Genomic DNA, 24052 nt, shown 5'->3' with positions numbered 1-24052 from the left:
CACGGATGGAGCCGGCCACGCCGGTCAGGAGTCGAGGTACAGGCGTTCACACGGAAGACGGGGGAATCCGTGGGGCTCGCCGGGGAGGAGGGCGGCGCTGTGGGCGCCGTGGCGGGCTGTCCATTCTCGGAGGAAGAGTTGGGCGGCAGCAGCGTGGGCGCGGTAGTCGAGGCGGAGGTCGTGGAGGAAGACAGTGAGGTGGACGTCGGCGCTGGGCCCAGGGGTCGGGTCGGCGGTCATTGTGCCCGGGTGAGGCCGGTGAGCAACTGCTGGAGAACCGCGATCGAAGGGCTTGTGCTCGTGGCGGCCGGTTCGGCCGGTGGGTAAGGGATGCCGCGGGCGGCGGCTCGTTCGCGGGGGCTGCGGGTGGCGGGGACGAGTCTTCCGATTTCGGCGAGGAGGGCGAAGGCGGCGGCTTTGCGGGGGCAGTCCAAGGGGTTGCAGGTTCGGTGGGCCTGCATGATCCGGTGTGCTTCGGCGATGCACAGCCGGGTGTCGGGTTCGCTGTGCCAGATCTCCGGTAGCCAGAGGGGTTCACCGGTCTCGGCACGAGTGTTCGTGCCGGCTTTCATCCAGAGCTGTTCCGGGCAGACGGTGATGAGGTCGCAGGTGTCGCAGATGCGGCCGGGGTGGTTTTCGAGATGGGCGAGGTCGGGGACGATCAGTGTCGTCGCCGTGGTGGCGCGGACGAGATCGAGGACGTGACCGATCAGGTCCGGAACGGAGTCGGGGCCGAGCCGCACCAGGTAGATCAGGGTGAGACCTTGGTGGCGTGCCAGGCGGCGGATTGCGTCGGTGTGGCGGGGCTGCCGGTCTCGGGAGAGGTCGGTGCGGAGGTAGCCGATCGCGCGGGGGCGGTGCGCGTGCGAATTCTTACATTCCGGACGTATCGTCATTTATTCGAACCCTTTTCGGAGAATTGGGGTGGGTCCGTAGACCGGGCGCGGCTGTTACTGCCGGGAGCGGTGAGTCGGCGTCCGGCAGTATTCGCGATGAAAGTAATTGCGCTCGAAATTTATCCGAGGTTCCGGTCAGCGGGTGGATATAGTAGACACCGAAAGCTGTTCACTAAGAAGACCATTCGGACCCATCTGTCGATATTGCCGGCGGTCCAGTATGGGTAGGTCCAGAAAACATAGGTCCGTTCTGGACCACGACGAGATAGCGAGGGTGGGCATGGCTATTGGATCGACTCTTCCGCGGCGCGCATTGGGGCGGAGGTTGCGGGAACTGCGATTCGAATCGAAGAAGAGTCAGCTGGCCGCGGGGCTCGCGATCGAGGTGTCCAAGCAAGGGATCGGGCGACTGGAAGAGGGACAGCCGGTGCGGATCAGCACCGCGCAGTTCCGGGATCTACTGGAGTTCTATGGCGCGGACGACTCCGTGCGGGACGAGGTACTGGGTCTCCTCCAGGAGGTGAAGGCGGCCAAGGGCGACCCGTCCCGCGGATGGTGGCGGGCCTACGCCGACGTCGTGAATCCACAATTCGACCACTTCATGAGTCTGGAGCAGGCGTGTTCACAGATGACGGCCTTCCAACTCACGCTTTTGCCCGGCCTGATGCAGACCCCTGCTTACCGTCGGTGGATCGTCACGCAGACCCATAACGGCATCCCTGAGGTCGATGTCGAGCGACGGCTCGAACTCACCGCACGTCGGCAACGTCGAATACATGAGATCCCCGAATTTTCGCTGCGCGTGATGCTCTCAGAGTCAGCCCTACGGCACCAAATCGGTGGCCGAGCGGTGATGGCCGAGCAATTGCGACACCTCGTCAGCATGTCGCAGGTTCCCAATGTCTCGCTTCGCGTAATCCCGTTCGGGGCAGGTCCTCATTCCGGGCTTGTGGTCCAATCTTTCACATTGTTCGAGTTCCCGTCGCTCCGTACCGGGCGCCCTCCGGAACCCCCTGTCGCATTCGTGGAAGGTTTCACCGGCGCGCTCTTCCTGGAGGACAGCGGAGCGATCGACCGTCACAGGGAAGCTGCGTCCGGTCTCGACGCGGTAGCGTTGAACGAGGACGACACGCGGCGTCTGGTGCAGGAGATCGCAGAGGAGTATGCGCAGTGAGCAGGGATCTATCCGGAGCGAGCTGGTACAAAAGCAGTTTCAGCCAGGCTGACGGAGACTGTGTGGAAGTGGCGCACGTTGCCGATGCGGTCGGTGTGCGTGATTCGAAGGACCCCGCCGGTCCGGCCCTCGTCTTCGCGCCGAGCGCATGGAATGCGTTCATCCGCAGGGTTGCAGCACACAGTTGAGGGCGCCGGACTTCAGCCCGTCGATCTGTCCCCCGCAGTCGCGCATCGCGCCGACTTCGGGCCGGCGACGGGCTGGGATCGGAACCGCTGGTATTCGCACATGTAGGACTTCGTAACCCAGAACGTCGAGCCGAACCCAACGCCTGCGGTACCGAGCCCCTGCCGGTGCCCCGAACGGCGGGTTATCTGAGAACCACTGCGAGCACAGCCAGTAGAAGGCCCGCGGCGAGCAACGACCAGTACGTGATCGTCCACGCTCGCGCGACCGATAGCCCGAGACGCTGCTGGGGCTCATATCCGGCGGCGCCCCGGTGATAGATGGTGTGCGGCGCGGCGTAGTGGAACACAACGGGTCCGCGCGTGGTGTCCACGTCGAGACTCGCCTTGCCCACTCGCCAGAACGTGTACTGCGACCACAATTGGGCGTGGAACCGGCCGGGCGGAAGAAGAAGCTGGTTACGGCCTTTCGAGAGCCGGAACCGGAGGCCCGGGGCGAATTCGGCCAGCACCGGCATCGCGAAAGCCCGCCCGACCGGAGTGGACCCCGAGACTTCGACATCGACCGGAACCTGAGGTGGGGTCTGGAACTGCTGGGCCTGCTGCCAATGGTTGGTCACATCCGTCGATGCTATTGGTGACCGGTCGCAGCCGCACCGCCGGCGGCAGACCGGCGGAGCGAATCCCGCTCGTCAGCAAGCGAACTCGCGTCCTTCACTAGCTGTCGAGCGGGAGAACATAGCTCCCTTCCTGATGCTGGAAAGCATCTGCACCGGTGTAGAGGTCAACGGCTGTGAGCCGATCGCCCGGACAGGCGATAGCTCGGGGGCTCAGATGCTGTTGGCGATGCGCTCGTGGTCCCGTTCGCCCTCGCGGGTCTGGATACCGGCGGCGAGCAGCTTGTGCGCGAGTTCGGTGACCTCATCGCCGAACGCCGCGAACAGGCCGTCGTTCTCCACTGTGTACGCTGCATGCGGAATCGGCGGCGCGACCGTGTCGACCGCGGCCTTGGTGATGGCGATTACCTCCGGCCGCAGGCCGGCTATCCGCCGGGCAAGGGTGCCAACGAACGCATCGAGTTCCGTGGCGGGCAGGGCACGGTTGATCAGTCCGTACCGTTCCGCGAGCTGCGCCCCCACGAGTTCGGCGCCGAGGATGAGCTCCAGCGCGCGGGCCCGGCCCGCCAGGCGCGTCATGTTCACCGTGCCGCCGCCCCCGGGCAGGATTCCCATCAATGACTCCGGCTGCCCCTGCCCCGACTTGCCGATCGCCGCGAATCGCATGTCCAGATACATGAAGAACTCGTTACCCGCGCCGCGCGCGAAGCCCGCGAGCTTGCCGATGGTGACCTGCGGCAGTGAGCGGACCTCCACGCTCATCGCCTGAAGGATGTTCATGCCTTCGGGGATGACCGCGTCCGGTGCGGCCGCGATCGCGGCGCGAGTGGCCGCGGGCAGCGCATCGGGGTCGGTGAGGTAGGCCATGTCACCGTGCGCGACGAAGAACTCCGGGTCAGCGCTCTCGAAAACGATGACGCGGACGTCGGTGTCGTGGCGCACACGCGCGATGAATGCCCGCAGTGACGGCAGGAGGACCGCGTCCATCAGATTGAGCGGCGGGTGATCGATTGTCACCGTCGCGACCCCGTCCGAAACGTCGATTGTCAGGGCGGGGAGGTCGTCGTAGCTCATGGGTAGCTCCACTTCGCGGTAAAGGGAGGGCGCGTGACTGGGTCGCCCGCCGGAATGACATTTGATACTCAGCGCCATGACTGACACTGAGTATCAGATTATGAGCTTGTACCCAAAGGAGCAAACAGGTGTGACTACGTACACTTGTTTCCATGAGCGCAGCACCAGTCGGTACCCGGGAGATCGGCCGTCACGCGGTGCGGGCAGAACTGGCCCGCGTGGCGTTCAACCGGTTCTGCCTCACCGGCTTCAACCAGGTCACCTTCGCCGACCTCGCCGAAGCCGCCGGAGTCTCGCGGAGCACCTTCCTGCGCTACTTCGGCACCAAGGAAGACGTCGTCCTGTTCGTCTTCGACCCGGTCGGTGACGTCATCGCCGACGCGCTCGAGGCCGGCCGGGCCGACCAGGACGACTGGAGCAGGTTGCGCAACGCCTTGGAGTCGGCCGTGACGTTCCTCGTGCGCGATGTCGAGCACATCGTCACGATCCTCGGCCTCATCGAGCAGACCCCGGCCCTCTGCGCGCGGCTCCGCGAGAAGCAGACCGGATGGCGACCAGGAATCGTTGCCCGACTGCAGAAGACGACCTCTCCGGCCCACAGGTCATCGGTCGTCGCCGACGTTCGCGTCGCGGCGGCGCTCGAATGCTTGTGGATCGTCCTCGGGCAGTGGAGTGCGAGCGACGGCCGGGAGGACCCCGGCACACTGCTGGATGCTGCGTTCGCCGCCTTCTCGACCGCGGGATGACAGCGGAGGGATGCGCCGTTGTCCTCGGAATCGGCGCGTCCGCTCGTAGCGGCCAGGGAGGCGTTACAGGTTCAACCTGACGCTGGGGGTGAAGCGGACCGGCAGCTCGGCCAGGGCGCGGTGGAAGGGGCCCGGCCGCCAGGTGGGTTCGCCGCCGGGTAGCGCGGCTTCCATTTCCGGGAGTGCGTCGAGGAGCTGGTCGATGGCGTTCTGGGCGATCAGGTAGGAGAGGGATTGGGCGGGGCAGGCGTGGCGGCCGATACCCCAGGCCAGGTGGGAGCGGTTGCCTACGTGGTCGTCGGCGCGGATGGCGGGGTCGTTGTTGCAGGCAGCCATGCTGACCAGCACCGGTTGGTCGGCGGGGAGCCAGACGTCGTCCACGAGGATGGGGTGGCGGGGGTAGGTGATGAGGAAGTTCGCCAGGGGCGGATCGTTGAACAGGACCTCGTCGAGGGCGTCGAGGGTGGACAGGCTGCCGCCCAGGACACCGTTGCCGACCTGGTCGTCGGTGAGGATGAACAGGAGGGTGTTGGCGATCAGGTTCTGCTGGAATTCGATACCGGCGCCGTAATGCCCGGCGACCTGGTGCACCATCTCCTCCTGGTTCAGCGCGGCGGGGTGGTGCAGCAGCTGGGAAGTGATGTCGTTACCGGGGTCGGCGCGTTTGAGGTCGACCAGTTCCAGCATCGCCTCGCTGATCATGCGGTTGCCGTTCTCGGCGTCGACGGCTTCGACGAGGGCCGCCATACCGGCGGCGACCCGCTGGCCGATTTCCGCGGGACAGCCCAGGAGGGCGTTCACGAGCGCGAAGGTGAGCGGGAAGACGTACTGGGAGATGAGGTCGGCGCTCCCGGTTTCGCAGAAATCGTTGATCAGCGGGACGGCGGCCTGCTCCACCGTGGTGTGCAGGGCGTGCAGGTCCACGTTGCCGATGCTGGTGGTGATGGCCTCCCGGTAGCGGTGGAAATCCGCGCCGGTGTTGCGGCTCGCGGTGGGACGCCACTCCATGATGGGCAGGACGGGGCAGTCGGCGGGGATGTTTTTCTGCCAGGTGCGCGGGTCGGCGGGGAAACGGTCGGGATCGTTGAGGATGCGCAACGCGGTGCTGTATCCGATGGCCAGGGTCGCGGGTACGCCGGGGGCGAGTTCGACGGGCGCGAGTGAGCCCCAGCGCCGGCGCATTTCCCGGTAAGCGCGATGCGGGTCGGCAGCGAATTCGGGTGCATGCAGCGGGACCCGGTCCTCGGGGGAATCCAGCGGCGAGCGCGGCGCTACCGCCGCAGCCGGGAGATACGCGGGATTGCGCTGTACCAATTGTTCGTCCTCACCGCTTGTTCTGCACACTCCGCACCGGCGGCACCGGCACGGACATGGTGCCATCGGCGGCACCGGACCGATAGTGCCGATCGCGCCCCCGCAGAGGCGGATCGCGCCATGCTTTCGCAACGGTGCGTTCGCTGTGGCCGGCCGGGGCCGTCACGCAGCCGGATACCGCGGGCCGGGATATCGTCGTCGGGCAGCGGCCCGCATGCGGGCCGGGGAGGTCTACGTTCTGAGTAGGTGTGTTTCGCAGGTGGATACGGTTGAGAATGTCGCGTTTTCGAATTTCATCCTCGACAGCGCCGGACTGGCCGACGCGGCACGGCGGCGACTCGCGCGGGCCGCGGAACTGCCGGACTGGGTCCTGGCGGCCGGGGACACGATGGTGTCCAGCATCTACCAGCTGAACCTGTGGAAACTGGTGGAACACGAACTGGACGATCCGCATGTGGCGCTGCGGATCGGTCAGCGGAATACACTGGGGAATTTCGGATTACACGACTACCTGTTCAGCACGGCACCGACCCTCGCCGAAGGGCTGGCGCGGTCGGAACAGTACGCGCAGTTGATCACCACCAATATCGGGTTCGAGGTGTCGGGGGAATCGGAATCGGATGAGGAAGCGAACGCGGATGTCCGGCTGCGCAACGGGCACGGGCGCGGCCGGGAACTCGCCACGCAATTCGCGCTGGCGGCGGTGGTGACACGGGCGCGCAACGCCACCGGGCGGGATGTGCATCCGGTGCGTATCCGGTTCCGGCAGGCCGCGCCGCGGCGCTACCAATCGTTCGTCGATATGTTCGGTACACGCCGGGTCGATTTCGGGGCACCTACCGATCAGATCACCTTCCGGACGGCGGATCTCGAGCTCCCGCTGCGCACCGCCGACCCCGCACTCGCCGCGATCCTCGGCCGGTGCGCGGCAGTGCTGCCGCCACCGCCGCGGCTGGAGGTCAGCTGGGCGGGGCAGGTGCAGCAGGCGTTGGCGATGCTGCTCGGGGACGGGCGGGTGACGATCGAACGGGTCGCCCGGTATCTGGCCACGAGCAGTCGCAGCCTGCAACGGCGCCTGGCCGACGAAGGGACCACCTGGACCCGGGAACTCGACCGGGCGCGCAGCGCGGTGGTCGCACAGCGGTTCCAGGACAGTCCGGACGTTACGCAGGCGGCGCTGGCCAGACGGGCCGGATTCGCCGATGCGGGCGCACTGCGCCGGGCCCGGCAGCGGTGGAACGGACGGAAGTAACCCGGTCCTATCGGCGCCCCCGCGACTCGGCCTGTGCCGCAATGCCACCGATCGGGACAGGCCGGGCAGTCACAACCGGGGAAGCGGCCACCGAAGCTGCTGCCGCAGCGTGTGTTCGGAGCCGAACACGCCGATGAGGGTGCCGACCGCGCCGAGTTCCGGTCCGCACCGCGACCGGTTGACGACGGATAACCGCAGGTCATAGTGGCACCGGAGCGTTGTGCGCGATTCCCGGGAGGCATGGACGAGCACTGCGGGACCCCGGCCGCGAGCCCATACTTTCGATCCGCCGGGCAGTTGTGCGGCAGAACGAGCCGAGGAAGGCGATCGGATGGGTGAGACGAATACCAGTGGTCCCGGGGACAGTGTGCTGCCGGGAGTGCTGAAGCTCGGCGGACATGTACTGGCCGAGAAGACGTTCCGCCGCCGGGACGGCGGAATCCCGATGAAGAAGAGCGAGGTCGACGCCGAATGGCTCAACCGGGTGCTCACGGACGGCTATCCCGGCGCGGAAGTGGAATCATTCGAGATCGTCGACGCCGAAGGCGGGACGACGAGCCGCTGGAAGGCGACGGTCCAGTACAACGAGACCGGCCGCCGGGCGCGGTTGCCGGAACACCTCTTCGCCAAAACCACCCTCACTTTCACCCAGCGTCTGACGCAGTACCTGGCGAATGCGCTTCCCGGTGAACCCAATTTCTTCCAGCATCTGCGGCCGGAACTCGATATCGAGGCGCCGCGCGGATATTTCGGGGCCGCCGATCTGCGGACCGGCCGGTCGCTGACACTGCTGGAGGATGTGAGTGTCACCCGGGGTGCGCATTTCTGCACGCCGCTGGAGCGGGTCACGCGGGAGCAGATCGAGAGCCTGCTGCGGAATATGGCGCGCTGGCACGGTCACTACTGGGAATCGCCGGAGTTGAAGGCGCGGGAGTGGTTGAAGACGCCGGGTGCGCATTTCCGTAACTTCGACCGGCTGCTCGGTATGCAGAAGCGGGCGACAGTCGGGTTGAAACGCGCACCCGAAATCGTGCCCGAGACCCTGCCGCCCGTACAGGACAAGCTTTACGCAGCCTGCGACCGGGCGCTGCAGATCGCCGAACAGAGCCCGCAGACTCTGCTGCACGGTGACCCGCATATCGGCAACGCCTACGTCTGCGCCGACGGCAGTGTGGGTTTCACCGACTGGCAGCTGGTGATGCGCGGCAGCTGGGCGTTCGACGTGGCATACACGATCACCTCCGGACTCCAGGTCGAGGACCGCCGGTCGTGGGAACCCGATCTCATCGCGCTGTATATCGACGCCCTGCGCGAAGCCGGTGGGCCCGCCCTGTCCTTCGACTCCGCCTGGCTGGCCTACCGGCAGCAATCGCTCTACCCGTATTTCGCCTGGATGATCACCATCGGCCGAAGCTCGCTGATGCCGGAATTCCAGCCCGCCGACATCTGCCGGGCGATCGTCCACCGCACCGCCACCGCGATCATGGACCTGGACGCACTGCAGGCGGTCGGCGACTGAAAACCGGTCCGGCACGCGAATCGGCACCGCCGTCGGCGGGTCAGGATTCATCGGTCGATTCGGGTATCGCAGCTGTCGGCGATATCCCGGATCAGCCGGGCGAACAGCTGTGGTTCGGCGAGTGGTAGGTAGTGGCCGGCCCGGGGCACCACGAGCAGGCGGGACCGGGTTGCGGCAGCGGCGAAACGGTGCTCATGGATACGGAAATGGTCACGACTGCCGTTGAGCAGCCACACCGGGCCGCCGTACCGGCCGAGTTCGGTAAGCGGATCGAAAGATCTGAAAGCGCGGGCGATATCGGGAATGACCTCGGTGGCTATCCCACCTTCCCCCACGGCGGAGGCCACACGGGCCGGGAGGGCAGCCTCGAACATTCGGTTGCCGATCCGCTCACCGCCGTCGCGCCGGGTCGAGAGGAACAGATGGGCCAGGCGGAAGGGCACTGCCATGGCTTTGCTCGGCACGCAGGTGGAACCGGCGAGCACCAGACCCGCCACCTGCTCGCCGAGTTCGGCCGCCGCCGCGATACCGACATACCCACCCAGTGAATGTCCGACGAGCAGGGCGCGGCCGCCGGCCTGTTCGACAGCCGTGCGCACAGTGTCGACGGCGGCGCTCATCGTGAAAAGTTCGCCGCGGTGGCGGCCGTGACCCGGTAGGTCCACGGTCGTCACCGGGCGTTCGGCTCCTATTTGTTCGGTCACACAAACCCAGCATCGGCCGCTCAGCCGGATGCCGTGCACCAAGACCACGGGAAGGGTCATCAAAACCTCCAAATGCAACGCAACGTTGTGTTGCAACGTAGCGCGTCATTCAACCCAACGCAACGTTGCGTTGTATGGTTCCGACATGGATACCGCCTCCGACGGGAACACGAGTGGCCGGCCGCGGCGCGCCGACGCAATCTTCACCGCCACTCTGGAACTCCTCGCCGACAAGGGCTACGAGGGCCTGACCATGGAGGCAATCGCCCTACGCTCCGAGGTCAACAAGACCACGCTGTACCGGTGGTGGAAGTCCAAGGACGAGGTCCTGGCCGCGGCCCTCACCCACTCCGATCTACTCACCTTCTCCGTACCCGATACAGGCAGCCTGCGCGGCGACCTCGTCGAGACGAGCCGCAGCATCCACACCCTGCTCACCAGCAGCGCAACCGCCCCCATCGCCGCCGCGGTCCTGGCAGCGGCACCGCACAGCCCCGCGCTCGCGGCCATCGGCCGCGCGTTCTTCGCCGACCGCGCCGAGCGCGAGCACCCGATCTTCCGCCGGGCGATCGACCGCGGCGAACTGCCGGAACACACCGACCCCCGGCTGATCATGGACATGCTCGCGGGAGCCATGTGGTTCCGCCTTTTCCTGCGCGCCGACGCAGTGCACGAAGACGATCTCGCGGCGGCAGTTGATCTGGTACTGGACGGCGCCGCGGCGCGCTGACGCGACCTGGGCACCGGGGCCGGCACCCCGCGGTCAGCCGTTGCGAGCCGCGTTATCGCTCCGGGGCTGCGAGAGGGCGCCCGGCTCGTCTCGCATGGCCGCGCGGAGCCTGTCCAGCGCAGCCAGGAACGGATCGTGGACCGCTTGCCATTCCGATGAACCCGAACCGGCGCGGTCGACGACGACAGGCTGCGCGATCAGCAACTCGCGCATATCACGCAACCGCCGGTACACCTGCCACGCGTCATCGCTGACCGCCTTCGGCGCGATCAGCTCCAGTTCGTAGACGGCGGCGACGAGATTATGGGAACGGAATGCGGCGGTGGCGTCGGCCCGGCCCAGCGGTGTCGGCCCTTCTATCGCGAGCGCCTGCATCGCGGTGTCGGTCTGCGTCAGCGCGGTCAAGGTCTTCACATACACCTGTCGCCGGGTGTCCTCGAGCCGGCTCCGTCGCTCCCGCCGCGCGCGCAAGGTCTCGACCATCATGGTGGAGCCCGCCCCGACAAGCGCCCCGCCCAACGTTCCGGCAACCGCCAGCCACTCCAGTGCCACACCGTTACTGTACTTGCGGGCAACAACTTTCGTGCCCATCGCGCGGCCCAGGTGACAGGATCCGATGATCGTCGGCCGAGGACTGATCGAGCTGGGCGCCGTCCTGCACGACAGCATCCGGGTAGTGTCGGCCCCATCAACGAGTGGGGAGGTTCGATGCTCGAGGTAGCACATCTGGTGCGCCGGTTCGGCGACAAGACAGCGGTCGACGATGTGTCGTTCGAGGTGGAGGCGGGTGCGCTCACCGGGTTCGTCGGCGGCAACGGGGCCGGCAAGACCACGACCATGCGGATGATCATGGGAGTGCTGGCCATCCATGGCGGCGAGGTGCGCTGGGACGGTCGGCCGGTGACTGTCGCCGACCGGCGTTCGTTCGGGTATATGCCGGAGGAGCGCGGGTTGTATCCGAAGCAGCCCGTGCTGGATCAGCTGGTGTATCTGGCTCGGTTGCGCGGACTTTCGGCGGCCGAGGGCAGGCGGCGGACCGCGGAATTGCTGGAGCGGTTCGGGCTCGGTGATCGGGGCAAGGACAAGCTGGAGTCGCTGTCGCTCGGCAACCAGCAGCGGGTGCAGATCGCCGCGGCGGTGGTCGCGCAGCCGTCGGCATTGGTGCTGGACGAACCGTTCTCCGGGCTGGACCCGGTCGCCGTCGATTCGATGGCGGAACTGCTGGCCGAATACGCGGCACAGGGTGTGCCGGTGCTGTTCTCCTCACATCAACTGGATCTGGTGGAGCGGTTGTGCGATCGGCTGGTGATCCTCGCGAACGGCCGGGTCGTCGCGCAAGGCTCGGCGGCGCAGCTGCGGGCGGCCGGTGCGCTGCGGTACCGGCTGCGGGCCGGTGCGGATACCGGCTGGTTGAGTGAGTTCGCCGGGGTCAGCGTGGTCGAACGCAACGGGTCGGGGGTGCTGCTCGAGCTCACCGGTGCGACCACCGACCAGGTACTCACCGAGGCGCTGGCGCGCGGGTCGGTGCAGGAATTCGCCGAGGTGCGGCCGTCGGTCGCGGAGATCTTCCGAGAGGTGACGGCATGAGCGAATCGGACCGGCCGGATAACCACGAGATCGCTGCGGATGCCGCGCCGCGCGGAGTGTGGCGGATCGTCACGGAACGGGAAGTGATGGTCAAGCTGCGCGACCGTAACTTCCTCATCTCGACGGTGATCACAATCGTGGCGATCGTCGCGTCGCTGGCCGTCAGCGGATTCATGAGCGGGCGCACCGAGACCGTCGATATCGCGTTCACCGGGACGGACGCGGGCCAAGTGGTGCAGACGGCCGGGGTCCTCGCCGAAAACGCCGGCGGCGATGTCACCTTCGCCGCCCGTCCGGTCGCCGACCTCGCCGCCGTCGAACAGCAGGTGCGCGACGGAGAGGTCGATGCGGGCCTCGCAGCCGCACCCGGCGGGTGGCGGCTCATCGGCAAGGAATCGGTGAACGACGAGGTCAGCACCTATGTGACGACCGCCGCCCAGCAACTCGCACTGCAACGCAACGCCGCGGCCGCGGGCACCTCGCTCCAAGAGCTGTCCCAGGGCGCCCAGGTGACCTACGACCTGCTGGACGAGTCCACGATCGACCCCGCGTTCGCGAAAATCATGACGTTCGTGTTCGCGTTCCTGTTCTATGTCGCCTCGCTCCTGTTCGGAATGTCCATCGCGCAGAGCGTGGTCGAGGAGAAGCAGAACCGGATCGTCGAGATCCTCGCCAGCGCGATCCCCCTGCGGCAGTTGCTGATCGGCAAGATCGTCGGCAATACCGTGATGGCGTTCGGGCAGCTCGTCCTGTTCGCGGGCGCGGGTCTGGCCGGATTGGCGGTGATGGGAAATACCGAACGCATCACCCAGATCGCCGGTGCGGCAGGATGGTTCCTCGTCTTCTTCATCGTCGGATTCCTCGCCCTGGCCAGCCTGTGGGCCGTCGCCGGCTCCCTCGCGACCCGCAACGAGGACCTGCAGTCGACCTCCACCCCGCTGAGCATGCTGATCATGATCGTGCTGTTCCTCGGCATCTTCTCCTCCGGCACGGCGCAGACCGTCTTGTCCTACGTGCCGATCGTTTCGATCGTCACCATGCCCGCCCGCCTCGCCGAAGGGACGGCCGCGTGGTGGGAGCCGCTCGTCGCCCTCGCCGTCATGGCGGCCGCGGCCTACGGAATCGTGGTCGTCGCGGAGCGGATCTATCGCCGCTCACTGATGCAGACGCAGGGGCGTCTGACGTACCGGCAGGCACTCAGCGTCGAGGATTGACCCGGTCAGCTCTGGGAAGTACCCGAGCCGTGCCGGGCCGGGGGACGGAATAGAGTGCCGTCCGAAACTCGTCGGTGAGCGGTGAAGGAGTACCGATGGCGAGAACAACCCCACCTCGGCCGGTCGATATCGCGTCGGTTTTTCCTGAGCTGGCTCCGTTGGTGCGGCAGGCAGTTCGCCTGCACCCCCGTCCCGGCCTACCCACCGTTCACCAGAGCTCCATCGGCGGTCCGTTGCTGTGGCCAGCCGACGAGGAATGGCCGGTCTGCGTACAAGAGCACGACCACTGGCAGATGCCCAGCTCCGTTGCCGACATCCGCGAGCAGCGGGCGATGCTGGAAGAAGCCTGGCTCCGGCCGCGCGCCTCCGGCGAGGACCTGCTCACCTCCGAACAGCGGGCACGCCTGGCCGAACTCGAAGCAGGGCATCCCGAGCACGACGACGAGCCGAATGCGCTGCTCCCGGTCGCTCAGCTCTACATCCGCGATATACCCGGACTGACCGGTCCCGCGGGAACGGACCTACTGCAAGTGCTGTGGTGTCCCCTGGATCACGACGAGATGTGTCTTCCCGCGGCCCACCTTGTCTGGCGCGATTCCGGCAGCGTCCGCGATCTGCTCGCCGACCCACCGGAACCCCTCGATGTCGACCACTACGGACTGTACGTTCCCGAGCCGTGCATCGTGCATCCTGAGGTTGTGGACGAGTACCCGGCACCACACGAATTACCGAGGGAACTCAGGGAGCGCCTGCACGACTGGGGCCTGAGCCAGCATTCCGGGACAGGCCAGGAGCAGGAAGACGGCCCCGGGTCCGCCTACTACCAGTACGAGCACTCCGTCGCTCCCGGCTGGAAGGTCGGCGGCTGGGGACCGTGGAGCTTCACCGACCCCTGGCCGATGAAATGCAAAGCCTGCGATGCCGAGTACCGGCCGCTGCTCACCATCAGTACCGGCGAATGGGATGGGGGAAGCGGTAGCTGGATCCCACTCGAAGACCGCGAGTCCAGTGCGGCCCCCTTCGGACTGCGCGAGCCGTGGAACCCACCGATGGTGCAGATCGGCCGCGGCTACAACATGCAGATCTACATCTGCCCCACGTCCTTCGACCACCCGCACCTGGAAATCATGCAGTGAGTTCGACAGGAAAGTAGGAGCGGAGACCCGCGGCGGACCACTTCACCTGATTCGGCACGGACAGCAAGGGGCCCTTCCCGCCACCGCGGAAGGGCCCCTTTTCAGCGCTGTATCAGTGGACCGCTCGGGCTGTTTCGGTGATCGGCCGGTCGACTCGGCTCTCAGAACGCCCGCACAGGCTCCCCCAGCCGGGATCGCTCGACACCTTATTCAACCCATTGGTTGAATACTCGTCGAAATCGCGTTATGGTGTTATTCAACTCAAGAGTTGAGGAAGACAGTGGACGAAGACACCGAACAGCTCAACCGGGTGTTCGCGGCATTGGCGGACCCGACCCGGCGCAAGCTCGTGGCCCGGCTCGCCGATGCGGACGCCACCGTGGGCGAGCTGGCGGAACCGTACGACATGAGCCTTCAGGCGATTTCGAAGCACGTGAAAGTCCTGGAGGACGCCGGACTGGTGACCCGGAGCAGAGATGCCCAGCGCCGGCCGGTCCATCTCGACGCGGAGGTATTCAGCCTGATGACGAAGTGGATCGAACGTTACCGCCGGAAAGCGGAGGAACGCTATCAGCGCCTCGACACCCTGCTGAGCCGAATGACCGACACCGACCACACGAGCCGAAAGAAGGACGCTTCATGACCACCACCGAGATCATCGCGGACGACAAAGTCCCCACGATCGAGATCATCCGGGAATTCGACGCCACCCCCGAACAGGTGTACCGCACCCACGTCGATCCCGAGCTCTACGCGCAATGGGTCGGTCCGCGCAGTGTGACCACCAGAATCACCGCTTGGGATGCCCGCACCGGCGGCGCGTGGGCCTTCGCCAACGACCGGGACGGCGCCGAAATCGCCACCTTCTTCGGCAGCTTCCACGAGGTCCGCCCCAACGAACGAATCGTCTGGACCTTCACCTACGAGGGCGAACCCGACGGCGTCGCACTGGAAACGCTCACCTTCGAAGCACTCGCGGGCGGACGCACCCGGCTGCGCGTGCTGAGCGTGGTCGAAAGTTTCGAGATCCGCGACGGCATGCTGGCCAGCGGAATGAACGTCGGGGTGGAAGAGGGCTACGCCAAACTCGACGAACTGCTCGCGGAGCGGGCATGACGGCGGCAGGTCCGGCCGAACGGCACGAGCACGACGCCGCCGGATTCACCGCTCTCGTCGAATCCGCCGCCCCCGGTGACTGGTCGCGCCCGAGCCCGGTCGCCGAGTGGACGGCGCTGGATATCGTGACCCATCTGATCGAGTGGTCCCGGGGCTTCCTCGGTGGCGCCGGTATCGAACTCCCGGCCCTCGACGTCGCCGCGGACCCCGCCGCCGCCTGGCAGCGGCACGTCGCCGATATCCAGGCAATACTCGACAACCCCGCGGGCCGGGTCCTGCGCAACCCGCATTTCGGGGAACGCCCCGTCGACGAGGCCATCGACGAGTTCTACACCCCGGACATCTGGATGCACACCTGGGACCTGGCCAAAGCCCTCGGCCACGAACCCGACCTCGGCCAGGACCGTTGCGCCACCACGCTGGCAGGCATGCAGCCGATAGAACCGATGCTCCGCGAAAGCGGCCAGTTCGGCACTGCCGTCCCCGTCGCCCCGGACGCATCCCCGCAAGACCGATTGATGGCATTCATCGGCCGCGACCCGGCCTGGTCCGCGAGCCGCTGAAGGTACGATCACGCGATCGCCGCGTTTGGGGCTCATACGCCGAAACCCACTGTGCCGAAATCGCCCTCGGTGGGGGCCTGAGCTGCCCGGTACGCCGCGGGATCTGCCTTGATTCGGGCTGTGGCCCGCCAACCTGCCAGGGTTTCGCGAACCGCGAGGTCCGCATCGAGTTCGGCGGCGTCAGAAAGTACTTCGGCCAGCTCTACCGTGAATTCCTTGGTCTCCTGCTCGGAGAGGTGGCGCACCCAGGGAAAGACGTCCGGCATCGCCAGCATCAGAGTGCGGGCGGATCGGTCGTGTTTGAGGAGCGCAAGGAACAACCGGGAAGCCGCTGAAAGCGACTCGTCGCGTAGATCCTGCCGGTCGGCCGCGGTCAGGTAGAAGTCCACCGCATCTCGGTGGGTGACCCGCACCCGGCCGAGTCGGGTCGCCCGCTCGGCGACCTCTTTTGGATGCCGCGATAGGTCGGAGAAGGTGACGTGGTCGTCCGCAGTCGAACTCACGTACCGAGAATAACTCAGAATACGATCTGAAAACAGGGTACCGGGAACGCGAAGAGGGCCCGTCCGCAGGTCGCGGACGGGCCCTTCAGCGTATGCGGCCGGATCAGGCGGTTTCGGTGATCGGGCGGTCGACCCAGCTCATCAGGTCGCGCAGCTTCTTGCCGGTGACCTCGATCGGGTGCTCGGCGTTCTGCTTGCGCAGGCCCTCGAGCTCCTTGTTGCCGCCCTCGACGTTGGCGACCAGGCGCTTGACGAAGGTGCCGTCCTGGATGTCCTTGAGGATGTCTTGCATGCGCTTCTTGGTGTCGGCGTCGATGACCCGCGGGCCCGACAGGTAGCCACCGAACTCGGCGGTGTCGGAGACCGAGTAGTTCATCCGCGCGATGCCGCCCTCGTACATGAGGTCGACGATCAGCTTCAGCTCGTGCAGCACCTCGAAGTAGGCCATCTCCGGGGCGTAACCGGCCTCGACCATGACCTCGAAACCGGTCTTGACCAGTTCCTCGGTGCCGCCGCAGAGCACGGCCTGCTCGCCGAAGAGGTCGGTTTCGGTCTCTTCCTTGAACGTGGTCTTGATGACGCCGGCGCGGGTGCCGCCGATACCCTTGGCGTAGGACAGCGCCAGGGCCTGGCCCTCGCCCTTCGGGTCCTGCTCGATGGCGATGAGCGCAGGCACGCCCTTGCCGTCGACGAACTGGCGGCGCACCAGGTGGCCGGGGCCCTTGGGGGCCACCATGCCGATGGTGATCTCGGCGCCCGGCTTGATCAGGCCGAAGTGGATGTTGAGACCGTGGCCGAAGAACAGCGCGTCGCCGTCCTTCAGGTTGGGCTCGATCTCGTTACTGAAGATCGCGGCCTGCGCGGTATCGGGGGCCAGCAGCATGATGACGTCGGCCCACTCCGAAACCTCGGCAGGGGTGCCGACGGTCAGCCCGGCCTCTTCGGCCTTGGCCCGCGACTTGGAGCCTTCCTTCAGACCGATCCGGACCTCGACGCCGGAGTCACGCAGGCTCAGCGAATGCGCGTGCCCCTGGCTGCCGTACCCGATCACCGCGACCTTACGGCCCTGGATGATCGACAGATCGGCATCGTCGTCGTAGAACATCTCGACTGCCACTTGGTGGTATCCCTTCTGACTATTTCGAACCCGCGAAACGCGGGAAACGGTAAACGAGGCGTGAAAGACGGCCGGGCGCGGGGTGCGCCCGGCCGTGGTTCAGCGGGTGGCGGTGATGGATTTGGGTCCGCGGCCCACAGCCACCACCCCGGATTGCACGATCTCGCGGATGCCGTACGGCTCGAGCATGCGCAGCAGGGCGTCGAGCTTGGAGCGGGTACCGGTCGCTTCGACGGTGAGAGCGTCGGGCGACACGTCGATCACCTTGGCGCGGAACAGGTTCACCGATTCGATGACCTGGGTGCGCACACTGGCATCGGCGCGGACCTTCACCAGGATCAGTTCGCGGGCCACCGAGGTTTCCGGATCCTGCTCCACGATCTTGATGACGTTCACCAGCTTGTTGAGCTGTTTGGTGACCTGTTCGAGCGGCAGATCATCGACGGTGACCACGATGGTCATCCGGGAGATCTCCTTGACCTCGGTCGCGCCGACCGCGAGGGACTCGATATTGAATCCGCGACGGGAGAACAGGCTGGCCACGCGGGCCAGCACGCCCGGCTTGTCCTCGACCAGAACGCTGAGGGTGTGCGTGGTACTCATGACGGATTGCCCTCGGTTTCCTTCTGCTCGCGGGTCATGGCCTCGTGGATGACGGCCGGCTCGGCGGCCTGCTCGTCCTCGTCGAACAGCGGGCGGATCCCGCGCGCGGCCATGATCTCGTCGTTACTGGTGCCGGCGGCGACCATCGGCCACACCTGAGCGTCCTTGCCGACGATGAAATCGATCACCACGGGCCGGTCGTTGATCGACTGGGCCTCGCGGATCGCGGCCTCCACATCCTCTTCCTTCTCCACCCGGATGCCGTGGCAGCCGAGTGCCTCGGCGAGTTTCACGAAATCGGGGATGCGCAGGCCGTGGGTCTTGAGGTCGGTGTTGGAGTAGCGCTTGTCGTAGAACAGGGTCTGCCACTGACGGACCATGCCCAGGTTGCCGTTGTTGATCAGCGCGACCTTGATCGGCACACCCTCCACCGCGCAGGTGGCGAGTTCCTGGTTGGTCATCTGGAAGCAACCGTCACCGTCGACCGCCCACACTTCGCTGTCGGGCTTACCCATTTTGGCGCCCATGGCGGCGGGCACCGCGTAACCCATGGTTCCGGCGCCGCCGGAGTTCAGCCAGGTGCGGGGGTTCTCGTACTTGATGAACTGGGCGGCCCACATCTGGTGCTGGCCGACGCCCGCGCAGTAGATGGCATCGGGTCCGGCCAGGCGGCCCAGGGTCTCGATCACGTACTCCGGGGAGAGCGCCCCGTCCGACGGCGCGGTCCAGCCCAGCGGGTAGGACTCGCGAACTCCGTCGAGGTAGGTCCACCAGGCGGTCAGGTCCAGGTCGATACCGGCCGGGTCGGCGCGCAGGGTTTCGATGAGCTCGGTGAGCACCTCGCGGCAGTCGCCCACGATCGGGACGTCGGCGTAGCGGTTCTTACCGATCTCGGCGGGGTCGATATCGGCGTGGATGATCTTCGCGTCGGGGGCGAAGGAATCCAGCTGGCCGGTGACCCGGTCGTCGAAACGCGCGCCGAGGGTGATGAGCAGATCCGATTTCTGCAGGGCGGCGACCGCGGCCACCGTGCCGTGCATACCGGGCATACCCAGGTTCAGCTTGTGGCTGTCGGGGAACGCGCCCCGCGCCATCAGGGTGGTGACCACCGGGATACCGGTGAGTTCGGCCAGCTCCAGCAGTTCGGCCGAGGACTCGGATTTGATCACGCCACCGCCGACGTAGAGCACGGGGGCGGTGGCCTCGGCGATCAGCCGGGCCGCTTCGCGCACCTGCTTACCGTGCGGTTTGGTGACCGGTCGGTAGCCGGGCAGCCGCATCTCCGGCGGCCAGCTGAAGGTGGTCTGCTCCTGCAGCACATCCTTCGGGATATCGACCAGCACCACGCCGGGGCGTCCGCTGGAGGCCAGATAGAAAGCCTCGGCGAGCATCCGCGGGATATCGACCCCGTCTTTGATCAGGAAGTTGTGCTTGGTGATCGGCATGGTGATGCCGGAGATATCGGCTTCCTGGAAAGCATCGGTGCCGATCAGGCTGCGGCCCACCTGACCGGTGATCGCGACCATCGGCACGGAGTCCATCTGGGCGTCCGCGATGGGGGTCACCAGGTTGGTCGCGCCCGGACCGGAGGTGGCCATACACACACCGACCTTGCCGGTGGCCTGGGCGTATCCGGTCGCCGCGTGGCCCGCGCCCTGTTCATGACGCACGAGCACATGGCGGACCTTGGTGGAATCGAAGAGCGGGTCGTAGACAGGAAGGACAGCGCCACCGGGAATGCCGAATACCGTGTCGACGCCGAGCTCCTCGAGCGAGCGGACGACGGACTGCGCGCCGGTGACCCGCTCGGGCGGGACCTGGCGGCGATTCGCCGGGGTGGTCGGAGCACCCGCCGGGGCCGGCGGGTTCGAAGGCGCGGGCTTGCGGGCCGCGGGCCCGGGCCTGGTAGTTGGTGCGCTCACCGTCTTGGTTCCTTACTGCTTGTCGTTCACTGGTCCCGACATAAAAAATCCCCCGACAGCCGGTGGCTGTTCGAGGGTGGCGCGTCGCAGTGCGAGCTGACGTATGCGGATCGTCTGGCTCAGCGCTGGACGCGCCGGCCGATTACGAGCAACTCGTTTCGATTCACGCGCATGACGGTATGTGTGCGTGTGGTGCAGAGTCAAACAGCTCACCGCTGTCTTCCCATTATGTGAGAAGGTAGCGGGTGCTCACGCCCGTCCACCATGATGCGAGGATGGTGGTGTGTCATCACCGCATCAGTCCGTGCCACCTCCTGAATCGTCCCATATCCCCGCGGCCGCGGAGGTAACGGGTGGGGATACGGCGCCGCCGGGTCCGACGCGTGTGATCCGCACGACACGGCTGGCGTTCCTGGGTGTGGTGATCCTGGCGCTGTGTGTGTTCTTCCCGATCGTCGGCTCGCCGGCCGGGTTCTTCTGGCTGGTGCTGATCCCGATCGCGGTGATCGTCTGGATCCTGCGGACACAGACCACGGTGTCGCCGCGCGGCCTCGATCTCCGGTCGCTGTTCTCCTCCCGGCATATCGACTGGGACCGGGTGCAGGGACTGAGCATCCCCAAGCGCGGATACGTGCGGGCCCACCTCGACGACGACACCGAAGTACCGCTGCCGGCGGTGAGCTACGACCGCCTGCGCGATCTGGTGGACGCGTCCGGCGGGCGGATTCCCGACCCCTTCGCCCTCCCGGATTCCGATACGACCGCCGATCCCGCGGCCGAGAAATCCGGCGCCGAGCCCATGAGCGAGAAACCCGCCGGCGAGAAACCCGCGGACGACGACTCCGGTGCGGTATCCACTGATAAAGACACGCGCGCAGCCGACTCCGGCTCCCCCACCGGCGATACCGGCCCCGAATCCACTTCCGAACGGGAGTAGCCTGAGGAAACGCCGATCGCACCGGAAGGCGGTTCCGCGCCGCCGGGCGATACGGCGAAGTCGCAATTCTCAGCCCCCGCGACCAGACCGAGGACACCCATGCCAGCGCTTCGTTCCCGTACGACCACCATCGGCCGCAATGCCGCCGGCGCCCGCTCCCTGTGGCGGGCCACCGGTATGACCGATTCCGACTTCGGTAAGCCGATCGTCGCGATCGCCAACTCCTACACGCAGTTCGTTCCCGGGCATGTGCACCTGAAGAACGTCGGGGAGATCGTGGCGGAGGCGGTCCGGGCAGCGGGCGGGGTACCGCGCGAATTCCACACCATCGCGGTCGACGACGGTATCGCCATGGGTCACGGCGGCATGCTCTACTCGCTGCCCAGCCGGGAGATCATCGCCGACTCCGTGGAGTACATGGCGAACGCGCACACCGCCGACGCGCTGGTGTGTATCTCGAACTGCGACAAGATCACGCCGGGCATGCTGAACGCGGCCATGCGGCTGAACATCCCCGCCGTGTTCGTCTCCGGCGGTCCGATGGAGGCCGGTAAGGCCGTGGTCGTGGGGGGCGTCGCCCAGGCGCCGACCGATCTCATCACCGCCATCTCGGCCAGCGCGAATTCGGCGGTGACCGACGAGGGTCTCAGCGAGGTCGAGCGCAGTGCCTGCCCGACCTGCGGTTCCTGTTCGGGCATGTTCACCGCGAACTCGATGAACTGCCTCACCGAGGCGCTGGGCCTGGCGCTGCCGGGCAACGGCTCCACCCTGGCCACCCACGCGGCGCGGCGCGCGCTGTTCGAGCGAGCCGGGCGCGTGATCATCGATATCGCGAACCGCTGGTATCGCGACGATGACGCCTCGGTGCTGCCGCGCAATGTCGCGAACGAGAAGGCCTTCCGCAACGCGATGGCGCTGGACGTGGCGATGGGCGGGTCCACGAACACCGTCCTGCACATCCTGGCCGCCGCTCAGGAGGGTGAGATCGATTTCGATCTGCACACCATCGAGGAGATCAGCCGGCGCGTGCCGACCCTGTCGAAGGTGGCACCGAACTCCGACTATCACATGGAAGACGTGCACCGCGCCGGTGGTATCCCGGCGATCCTCGGCGAACTGCGGCGCGCCGGACTGCTGGAAACCGATGTCACCACGGTGCACAGCTCGTCCGTGGACGAATGGCTGGATACCTGGGATATCCGCTCGGGTAAGGCGTCCGCGGAAGCGCTCGAACTGTTCCACGCCGCGCCCGGCGGAGTGCGCACCACCGAACCGTTCTCCACCGAGAACCGCTGGTCGTCCCTGGATACCGACGCCGCGGGCGGCTGTATCCGCGATCTCGAACACGCCTACACCGCCGAAGGCGGGCTGGTGGTGCTGCGCGGGAACATCGCCCTGGACGGCGCGGTCCTCAAGACCGCCGGAATCGACGAGGACCTGTTCACCTTCGAAGGCCCGGCCGTGGTGGTGGAATCCCAGGAGGAGGCCGTTTCGGCGATCCTCGGCAAGAAGATCCAGCCGGGCGATGTGATCGTGGTGCGCTACGAGGGCCCGGCCGGTGGGCCCGGCATGCAGGAGATGCTGCACCCGACCGCCTTCCTGAAGGGCGCGGGCCTGGGCAAAGTGTGCGCGCTGATCACCGACGGCCGGTTCTCCGGCGGCACCTCCGGCCTGTCCATCGGGCACATCTCCCCCGAGGCGGCCAGCGGCGGCACCATCGGGCTGGTGGAGAACGGTGACCGGATCCGCATCGATGTCGCCACCCGCACCCTCGAGGTGCTGGTCGAGGACGCGGTGCTGGCCGAGCGCCGCGCCAAGATGGAGGCCCGGGAACGCCCGTGGCAGCCGGTGAACCGGGAGCGCCCGGTCACCACCGCCCTGCGCGCCTACGCGGCCCTGGCCACCTCCGCAGACAAGGGCGCGGTCCGGCACGTGCCCTGATCGAACCCCTGAGACACAGAAGGCGTCCCACCCGAGTTCGAGTGGGACGCCTTCCCGTCTGCCGGAGGGTGCGCGGACCCGCGATATCTTCGGATCGTGGCTGTACGCGCGAATGAGCTGCACGCCGGTCGCGTAAGCGGGAGTCGGTCCGATCACCAGCGACCAGCGCGCCTGCGCGTCGATGGCGATCTCCACCGACGAGGGCCGTTGCCCGGCGCGCACCCCGACCGGCCCGGGACAACAAAGACGGCGCCCGCTCGTATTCGAGCGGGCGCCGTTTCGAATCGGGGCGGCGTTTATCGAAACCGCGCCTCCAGGTGACCGGTGTCGATCACTCGAACGGACCGATCCCGACGAGCGGGTTGCCGTCCTGGAGATACCAGTAGGTGAAGATCGCGGCGGCGAACGCCAGGATCAGCACCACGAAAGAGCCGGTGCCGGGACGAGTGGCCCAGCCACGGCCGCGGTCCAGCGCCCACCGGCCCGGACCGGTGAAGATAATGGCAATGGCGGCACCGGCCAGGATGGTGTCTATTTCGACCGCGGTCTCCCCCGTGGCGTACTGGAAGTCCGGGACCATCCCCTGTTTGAACATCCAGGCGTCCAGAATCACGGCGAGCACCGCCCCGGCGGCCAGCGGTGTCGCCAGCCCCAGGATCAGCAGGACACCACCGCCCACCTCACCGGCCGTGACCAGTGCGGCGGCAACAGACGGATGGTCCCAGCCGCCCTTCTCCATCATGTCCTTGGTGCCGTCCAGCCCCGGACCGTCGAACCAGCCCGTGAGCTTCTGCAGGCCGTGGTACAGGAACGTACCGCCGACGACGAGACGAAGGATGAACAGGCCGAGATCGAGGGTGCCGCGCCGGCCGTCCCCGTTCCGACGGCGCAGCGCGCCACTCGGCTGGGTACCCGCGGGCGGGATACTCGCGTAGGTGTAGGTACTGGGATCGCCCCCGGCACCTCCGGGAGCGTTCGGACCGGGGGTTTCGCCGGGTTTGTCACCCGAGGCGACCGAAGCCATTGCCGGTATCTCCTTGGTCATGGCCACTCTGGGGAACTGGCCGGTCGGTGAATCGTAGGGGCTGTGCACCCCGCCCGCGGTCGTCGACACCGCGCGCTGTTCTGCGGTAGACGGATTCCCGGGCCCGGACGAAGGTACGGATCCGTTTCTCGCCTTGGCACTCACTCTTCAACAGTAG

At 66.8% G+C, this 24052-nt stretch carries 25 protein-coding genes and 1 pseudogene; 14 read left to right on the top strand and 12 right to left on the bottom strand.

Annotated elements, in window-relative coordinates:
• Window positions 1-24: 24 nt before the first annotated feature.
• Together ACIA75_RS20565 and ACIA75_RS20560 are read right to left on the bottom strand one after the other, a co-directional pair.
• Window positions 25-240 (bottom strand): hypothetical protein, encoded by a 216-nt coding sequence (locus tag ACIA75_RS20565; RefSeq protein ID WP_397106232.1) that lies wholly within the window; start codon window positions 238-240, stop codon window positions 25-27.
• Window positions 237-896, bottom strand: a complete 660-nt coding sequence (locus ACIA75_RS20560; protein WP_397106230.1) for a hypothetical protein — start codon at window positions 894-896, stop codon at window positions 237-239. Before ACIA75_RS20560 ends, ACIA75_RS20565 begins: the two co-directional genes overlap by 4 nt.
• Before the next feature lie 280 nt (window positions 897-1176).
• Between ACIA75_RS20560 and ACIA75_RS20555 the strand changes: the two genes are divergently transcribed.
• Both ACIA75_RS20555 and ACIA75_RS20550 read left to right on the top strand, forming a co-directional pair.
• On the top strand, window positions 1177-2070 hold the full coding sequence (locus ACIA75_RS20555; protein ID WP_397106228.1) for a helix-turn-helix domain-containing protein: 894 nt from the start codon (window positions 1177-1179) through the stop codon (window positions 2068-2070).
• Complete coding sequence (locus ACIA75_RS20550; RefSeq protein WP_397106226.1) at window positions 2067-2258, top strand: DUF397 domain-containing protein; 192 nt, start codon at window positions 2067-2069, stop codon at window positions 2256-2258. The genes ACIA75_RS20555 and ACIA75_RS20550 overlap by 4 nt, the downstream gene beginning before the upstream one ends.
• Window positions 2259-2440: 182 nt before the next feature.
• Here ACIA75_RS20550 and ACIA75_RS20545 read toward each other — a convergent pair whose 3' ends face one another.
• A complete protein-coding gene (locus tag ACIA75_RS20545) occupies window positions 2441-2875 on the bottom strand; it encodes a hypothetical protein (RefSeq protein ID WP_397106224.1) in 435 nt (144 codons plus the stop codon).
• A 210-nt stretch (window positions 2876-3085) separates the two neighbouring features.
• Window positions 3086-3946, bottom strand: a complete 861-nt coding sequence (locus ACIA75_RS20540) for an enoyl-CoA hydratase/isomerase family protein (protein ID WP_397106222.1) — start codon at window positions 3944-3946, stop codon at window positions 3086-3088.
• A 152-nt stretch (window positions 3947-4098) separates the two neighbouring features.
• Here ACIA75_RS20540 and ACIA75_RS20535 point away from each other — a divergent pair, with 152 nt between their 5' ends.
• Window positions 4099-4692, top strand: a complete 594-nt coding sequence (locus ACIA75_RS20535) for a TetR/AcrR family transcriptional regulator (protein WP_397106220.1) — start codon at window positions 4099-4101, stop codon at window positions 4690-4692.
• A 63-nt stretch (window positions 4693-4755) separates the two neighbouring features.
• Here the strand turns inward: ACIA75_RS20535 and ACIA75_RS20530 are convergent, their stop codons facing one another.
• A complete protein-coding gene (locus ACIA75_RS20530) occupies window positions 4756-6036 on the bottom strand; it encodes a cytochrome P450 (RefSeq protein ID WP_397106218.1) in 1281 nt (426 codons plus the stop codon).
• 229 nt (window positions 6037-6265) lie between these two features.
• On the opposite strand from ACIA75_RS20530, the gene ACIA75_RS20525 reads away from it, so the two are divergent.
• Both ACIA75_RS20525 and ACIA75_RS20520 read left to right on the top strand, forming a co-directional pair.
• The gene (locus ACIA75_RS20525; RefSeq protein ID WP_397106216.1) at window positions 6266-7258 is read left to right on the top strand and encodes an AraC family transcriptional regulator ligand-binding domain-containing protein; all 993 of its coding nucleotides are present in this window, start codon (window positions 6266-6268) and stop codon (window positions 7256-7258) included.
• A gap of 331 nt (window positions 7259-7589) precedes the next feature.
• On the top strand, window positions 7590-8777 hold the full coding sequence (locus ACIA75_RS20520; protein WP_397106214.1) for a phosphotransferase: 1188 nt from the start codon (window positions 7590-7592) through the stop codon (window positions 8775-8777).
• Window positions 8778-8824: 47 nt separating this feature from the next.
• On the opposite strand, the gene ACIA75_RS20515 is transcribed toward ACIA75_RS20520, so the two are convergent.
• On the bottom strand, window positions 8825-9541 hold the full coding sequence (locus ACIA75_RS20515; RefSeq protein ID WP_397106212.1) for an alpha/beta fold hydrolase: 717 nt from the start codon (window positions 9539-9541) through the stop codon (window positions 8825-8827).
• A gap of 85 nt (window positions 9542-9626) precedes the next feature.
• Between ACIA75_RS20515 and ACIA75_RS20510 the strand changes: the two genes are divergently transcribed.
• Window positions 9627-10211, top strand: a complete 585-nt coding sequence (locus ACIA75_RS20510; protein WP_397106210.1) for a TetR/AcrR family transcriptional regulator — start codon at window positions 9627-9629, stop codon at window positions 10209-10211.
• A gap of 33 nt (window positions 10212-10244) precedes the next feature.
• Here the strand turns inward: ACIA75_RS20510 and ACIA75_RS20505 are convergent, their stop codons facing one another.
• The gene (locus tag ACIA75_RS20505; RefSeq protein WP_397106208.1) at window positions 10245-10763 is read right to left on the bottom strand and encodes a hypothetical protein; all 519 of its coding nucleotides are present in this window, start codon (window positions 10761-10763) and stop codon (window positions 10245-10247) included.
• Between the two features lie 156 nt (window positions 10764-10919).
• Between ACIA75_RS20505 and ACIA75_RS20500 the strand changes: the two genes are divergently transcribed.
• The 6 genes from ACIA75_RS20500 (at window position 10920) to ACIA75_RS20475 (ending at window position 15827) form a co-directional block, all read left to right on the top strand.
• Window positions 10920-11798 carry an ABC transporter ATP-binding protein gene (locus ACIA75_RS20500; protein ID WP_397106206.1) on the top strand — a complete coding sequence of 293 codons (879 nt, stop codon included), beginning with the start codon at window positions 10920-10922 and terminating at the stop codon, window positions 11796-11798.
• On the top strand, window positions 11795-13012 hold the full coding sequence (locus tag ACIA75_RS20495) for an ABC transporter permease (protein WP_397106204.1): 1218 nt from the start codon (window positions 11795-11797) through the stop codon (window positions 13010-13012). Before ACIA75_RS20500 ends, ACIA75_RS20495 begins: the two co-directional genes overlap by 4 nt.
• A 95-nt stretch (window positions 13013-13107) precedes the next feature.
• Complete coding sequence (locus ACIA75_RS20490; RefSeq protein WP_397106202.1) at window positions 13108-14148, top strand: hypothetical protein; 1041 nt, start codon at window positions 13108-13110, stop codon at window positions 14146-14148.
• A gap of 280 nt (window positions 14149-14428) precedes the next feature.
• A complete protein-coding gene (locus ACIA75_RS20485) occupies window positions 14429-14791 on the top strand; it encodes an ArsR/SmtB family transcription factor (protein ID WP_397106200.1) in 363 nt (120 codons plus the stop codon).
• Window positions 14788-15264, top strand: a complete 477-nt coding sequence (locus ACIA75_RS20480) for an SRPBCC family protein (protein WP_397106198.1) — start codon at window positions 14788-14790, stop codon at window positions 15262-15264. Before ACIA75_RS20485 ends, ACIA75_RS20480 begins: the two co-directional genes overlap by 4 nt.
• Window positions 15261-15827, top strand: a complete 567-nt coding sequence (locus ACIA75_RS20475) for a maleylpyruvate isomerase family mycothiol-dependent enzyme (RefSeq protein ID WP_397106196.1) — start codon at window positions 15261-15263, stop codon at window positions 15825-15827. The genes ACIA75_RS20480 and ACIA75_RS20475 overlap by 4 nt, the downstream gene beginning before the upstream one ends.
• Before the next feature lie 32 nt (window positions 15828-15859).
• On the opposite strand, the gene ACIA75_RS20470 is transcribed toward ACIA75_RS20475, so the two are convergent.
• The 4 genes and pseudogenes from ACIA75_RS20470 to ACIA75_RS20455 form a co-directional block, all read right to left on the bottom strand.
• Window positions 15860-16330 carry a hypothetical protein gene (locus ACIA75_RS20470; RefSeq protein WP_397106195.1) on the bottom strand — a complete coding sequence of 157 codons (471 nt, stop codon included), beginning with the start codon at window positions 16328-16330 and terminating at the stop codon, window positions 15860-15862.
• Between the two features lie 103 nt (window positions 16331-16433).
• A pseudogene (ilvC, locus tag ACIA75_RS20465) lies at window positions 16434-17465 on the bottom strand (ketol-acid reductoisomerase); the annotation flags it as partial.
• 81 nt (window positions 17466-17546) lie between these two features.
• Window positions 17547-18050, bottom strand: coding sequence for an acetolactate synthase small subunit (ilvN, locus tag ACIA75_RS20460; protein WP_030521893.1), 504 nt, complete (start codon window positions 18048-18050; stop codon window positions 17547-17549).
• Window positions 18047-19972, bottom strand: a complete 1926-nt coding sequence (locus ACIA75_RS20455; RefSeq protein WP_397106193.1) for an acetolactate synthase large subunit — start codon at window positions 19970-19972, stop codon at window positions 18047-18049. The genes ilvN and ACIA75_RS20455 overlap by 4 nt, the downstream gene beginning before the upstream one ends.
• A 385-nt stretch (window positions 19973-20357) precedes the next feature.
• Between ACIA75_RS20455 and ACIA75_RS20450 the strand changes: the two genes are divergently transcribed.
• Together ACIA75_RS20450 and ilvD are read left to right on the top strand one after the other, a co-directional pair.
• A complete protein-coding gene (locus tag ACIA75_RS20450; protein WP_397106191.1) occupies window positions 20358-20909 on the top strand; it encodes a PH domain-containing protein in 552 nt (183 codons plus the stop codon).
• A 99-nt stretch (window positions 20910-21008) separates the two neighbouring features.
• A complete protein-coding gene (gene ilvD / locus ACIA75_RS20445) occupies window positions 21009-22850 on the top strand; it encodes a dihydroxy-acid dehydratase (RefSeq protein WP_397106189.1) in 1842 nt (613 codons plus the stop codon).
• Between the two features lie 331 nt (window positions 22851-23181).
• Here the strand turns inward: ilvD and ACIA75_RS20440 are convergent, their stop codons facing one another.
• The gene (locus ACIA75_RS20440; protein ID WP_397106187.1) at window positions 23182-23964 is read right to left on the bottom strand and encodes a DoxX family protein; all 783 of its coding nucleotides are present in this window, start codon (window positions 23962-23964) and stop codon (window positions 23182-23184) included.
• Between the last annotated feature and the right edge of the window lie 88 nt (window positions 23965-24052).

Origin of the sequence: Nocardia sp. NPDC051750, assembly GCF_044453135.1 — a bacterium.
Lineage (GTDB): Bacteria > Actinomycetota > Actinomycetes > Mycobacteriales > Mycobacteriaceae > Nocardia.
This window is presented reverse-complemented; position numbering and strand designations above follow the sequence as displayed.

Excerpts from the sequence above, each read along its gene's own strand:
- ACIA75_RS20480 (WP_397106198.1), top strand. The coding sequence starts at position 14,788 with ATGACCACCACCGAGATCATCGCGGACGACAAAGTCCCCACGATCGAG.
- ACIA75_RS20520 (WP_397106214.1), top strand. The coding sequence starts at position 7,590 with ATGGGTGAGACGAATACCAGTGGTCCCGGGGACAGTGTGCTGCCGGGA.
- ACIA75_RS20535 (WP_397106220.1), top strand. The coding sequence starts at position 4,099 with ATGAGCGCAGCACCAGTCGGTACCCGGGAGATCGGCCGTCACGCGGTG.
- ilvD (WP_397106189.1), top strand. The coding sequence starts at position 21,009 with ATGCCAGCGCTTCGTTCCCGTACGACCACCATCGGCCGCAATGCCGCC.
- ilvN (WP_030521893.1), bottom strand. The coding sequence starts at position 18,050 with ATGAGTACCACGCACACCCTCAGCGTTCTGGTCGAGGACAAGCCGGGC.
- ACIA75_RS20515 (WP_397106212.1), bottom strand. The coding sequence starts at position 9,541 with ATGACCCTTCCCGTGGTCTTGGTGCACGGCATCCGGCTGAGCGGCCGA.
- ACIA75_RS20510 (WP_397106210.1), top strand. The coding sequence starts at position 9,627 with ATGGATACCGCCTCCGACGGGAACACGAGTGGCCGGCCGCGGCGCGCC.
- ACIA75_RS20500 (WP_397106206.1), top strand. The coding sequence starts at position 10,920 with ATGCTCGAGGTAGCACATCTGGTGCGCCGGTTCGGCGACAAGACAGCG.
- ACIA75_RS20475 (WP_397106196.1), top strand. The coding sequence starts at position 15,261 with ATGACGGCGGCAGGTCCGGCCGAACGGCACGAGCACGACGCCGCCGGA.
- ACIA75_RS20555 (WP_397106228.1), top strand. The coding sequence starts at position 1,177 with ATGGCTATTGGATCGACTCTTCCGCGGCGCGCATTGGGGCGGAGGTTG.
- ACIA75_RS20490 (WP_397106202.1), top strand. The coding sequence starts at position 13,108 with ATGGCGAGAACAACCCCACCTCGGCCGGTCGATATCGCGTCGGTTTTT.
- ACIA75_RS20540 (WP_397106222.1), bottom strand. The coding sequence starts at position 3,946 with ATGAGCTACGACGACCTCCCCGCCCTGACAATCGACGTTTCGGACGGG.
- ACIA75_RS20565 (WP_397106232.1), bottom strand. The coding sequence starts at position 240 with ATGACCGCCGACCCGACCCCTGGGCCCAGCGCCGACGTCCACCTCACT.
- ACIA75_RS20495 (WP_397106204.1), top strand. The coding sequence starts at position 11,795 with ATGAGCGAATCGGACCGGCCGGATAACCACGAGATCGCTGCGGATGCC.
- ACIA75_RS20560 (WP_397106230.1), bottom strand. The coding sequence starts at position 896 with ATGACGATACGTCCGGAATGTAAGAATTCGCACGCGCACCGCCCCCGC.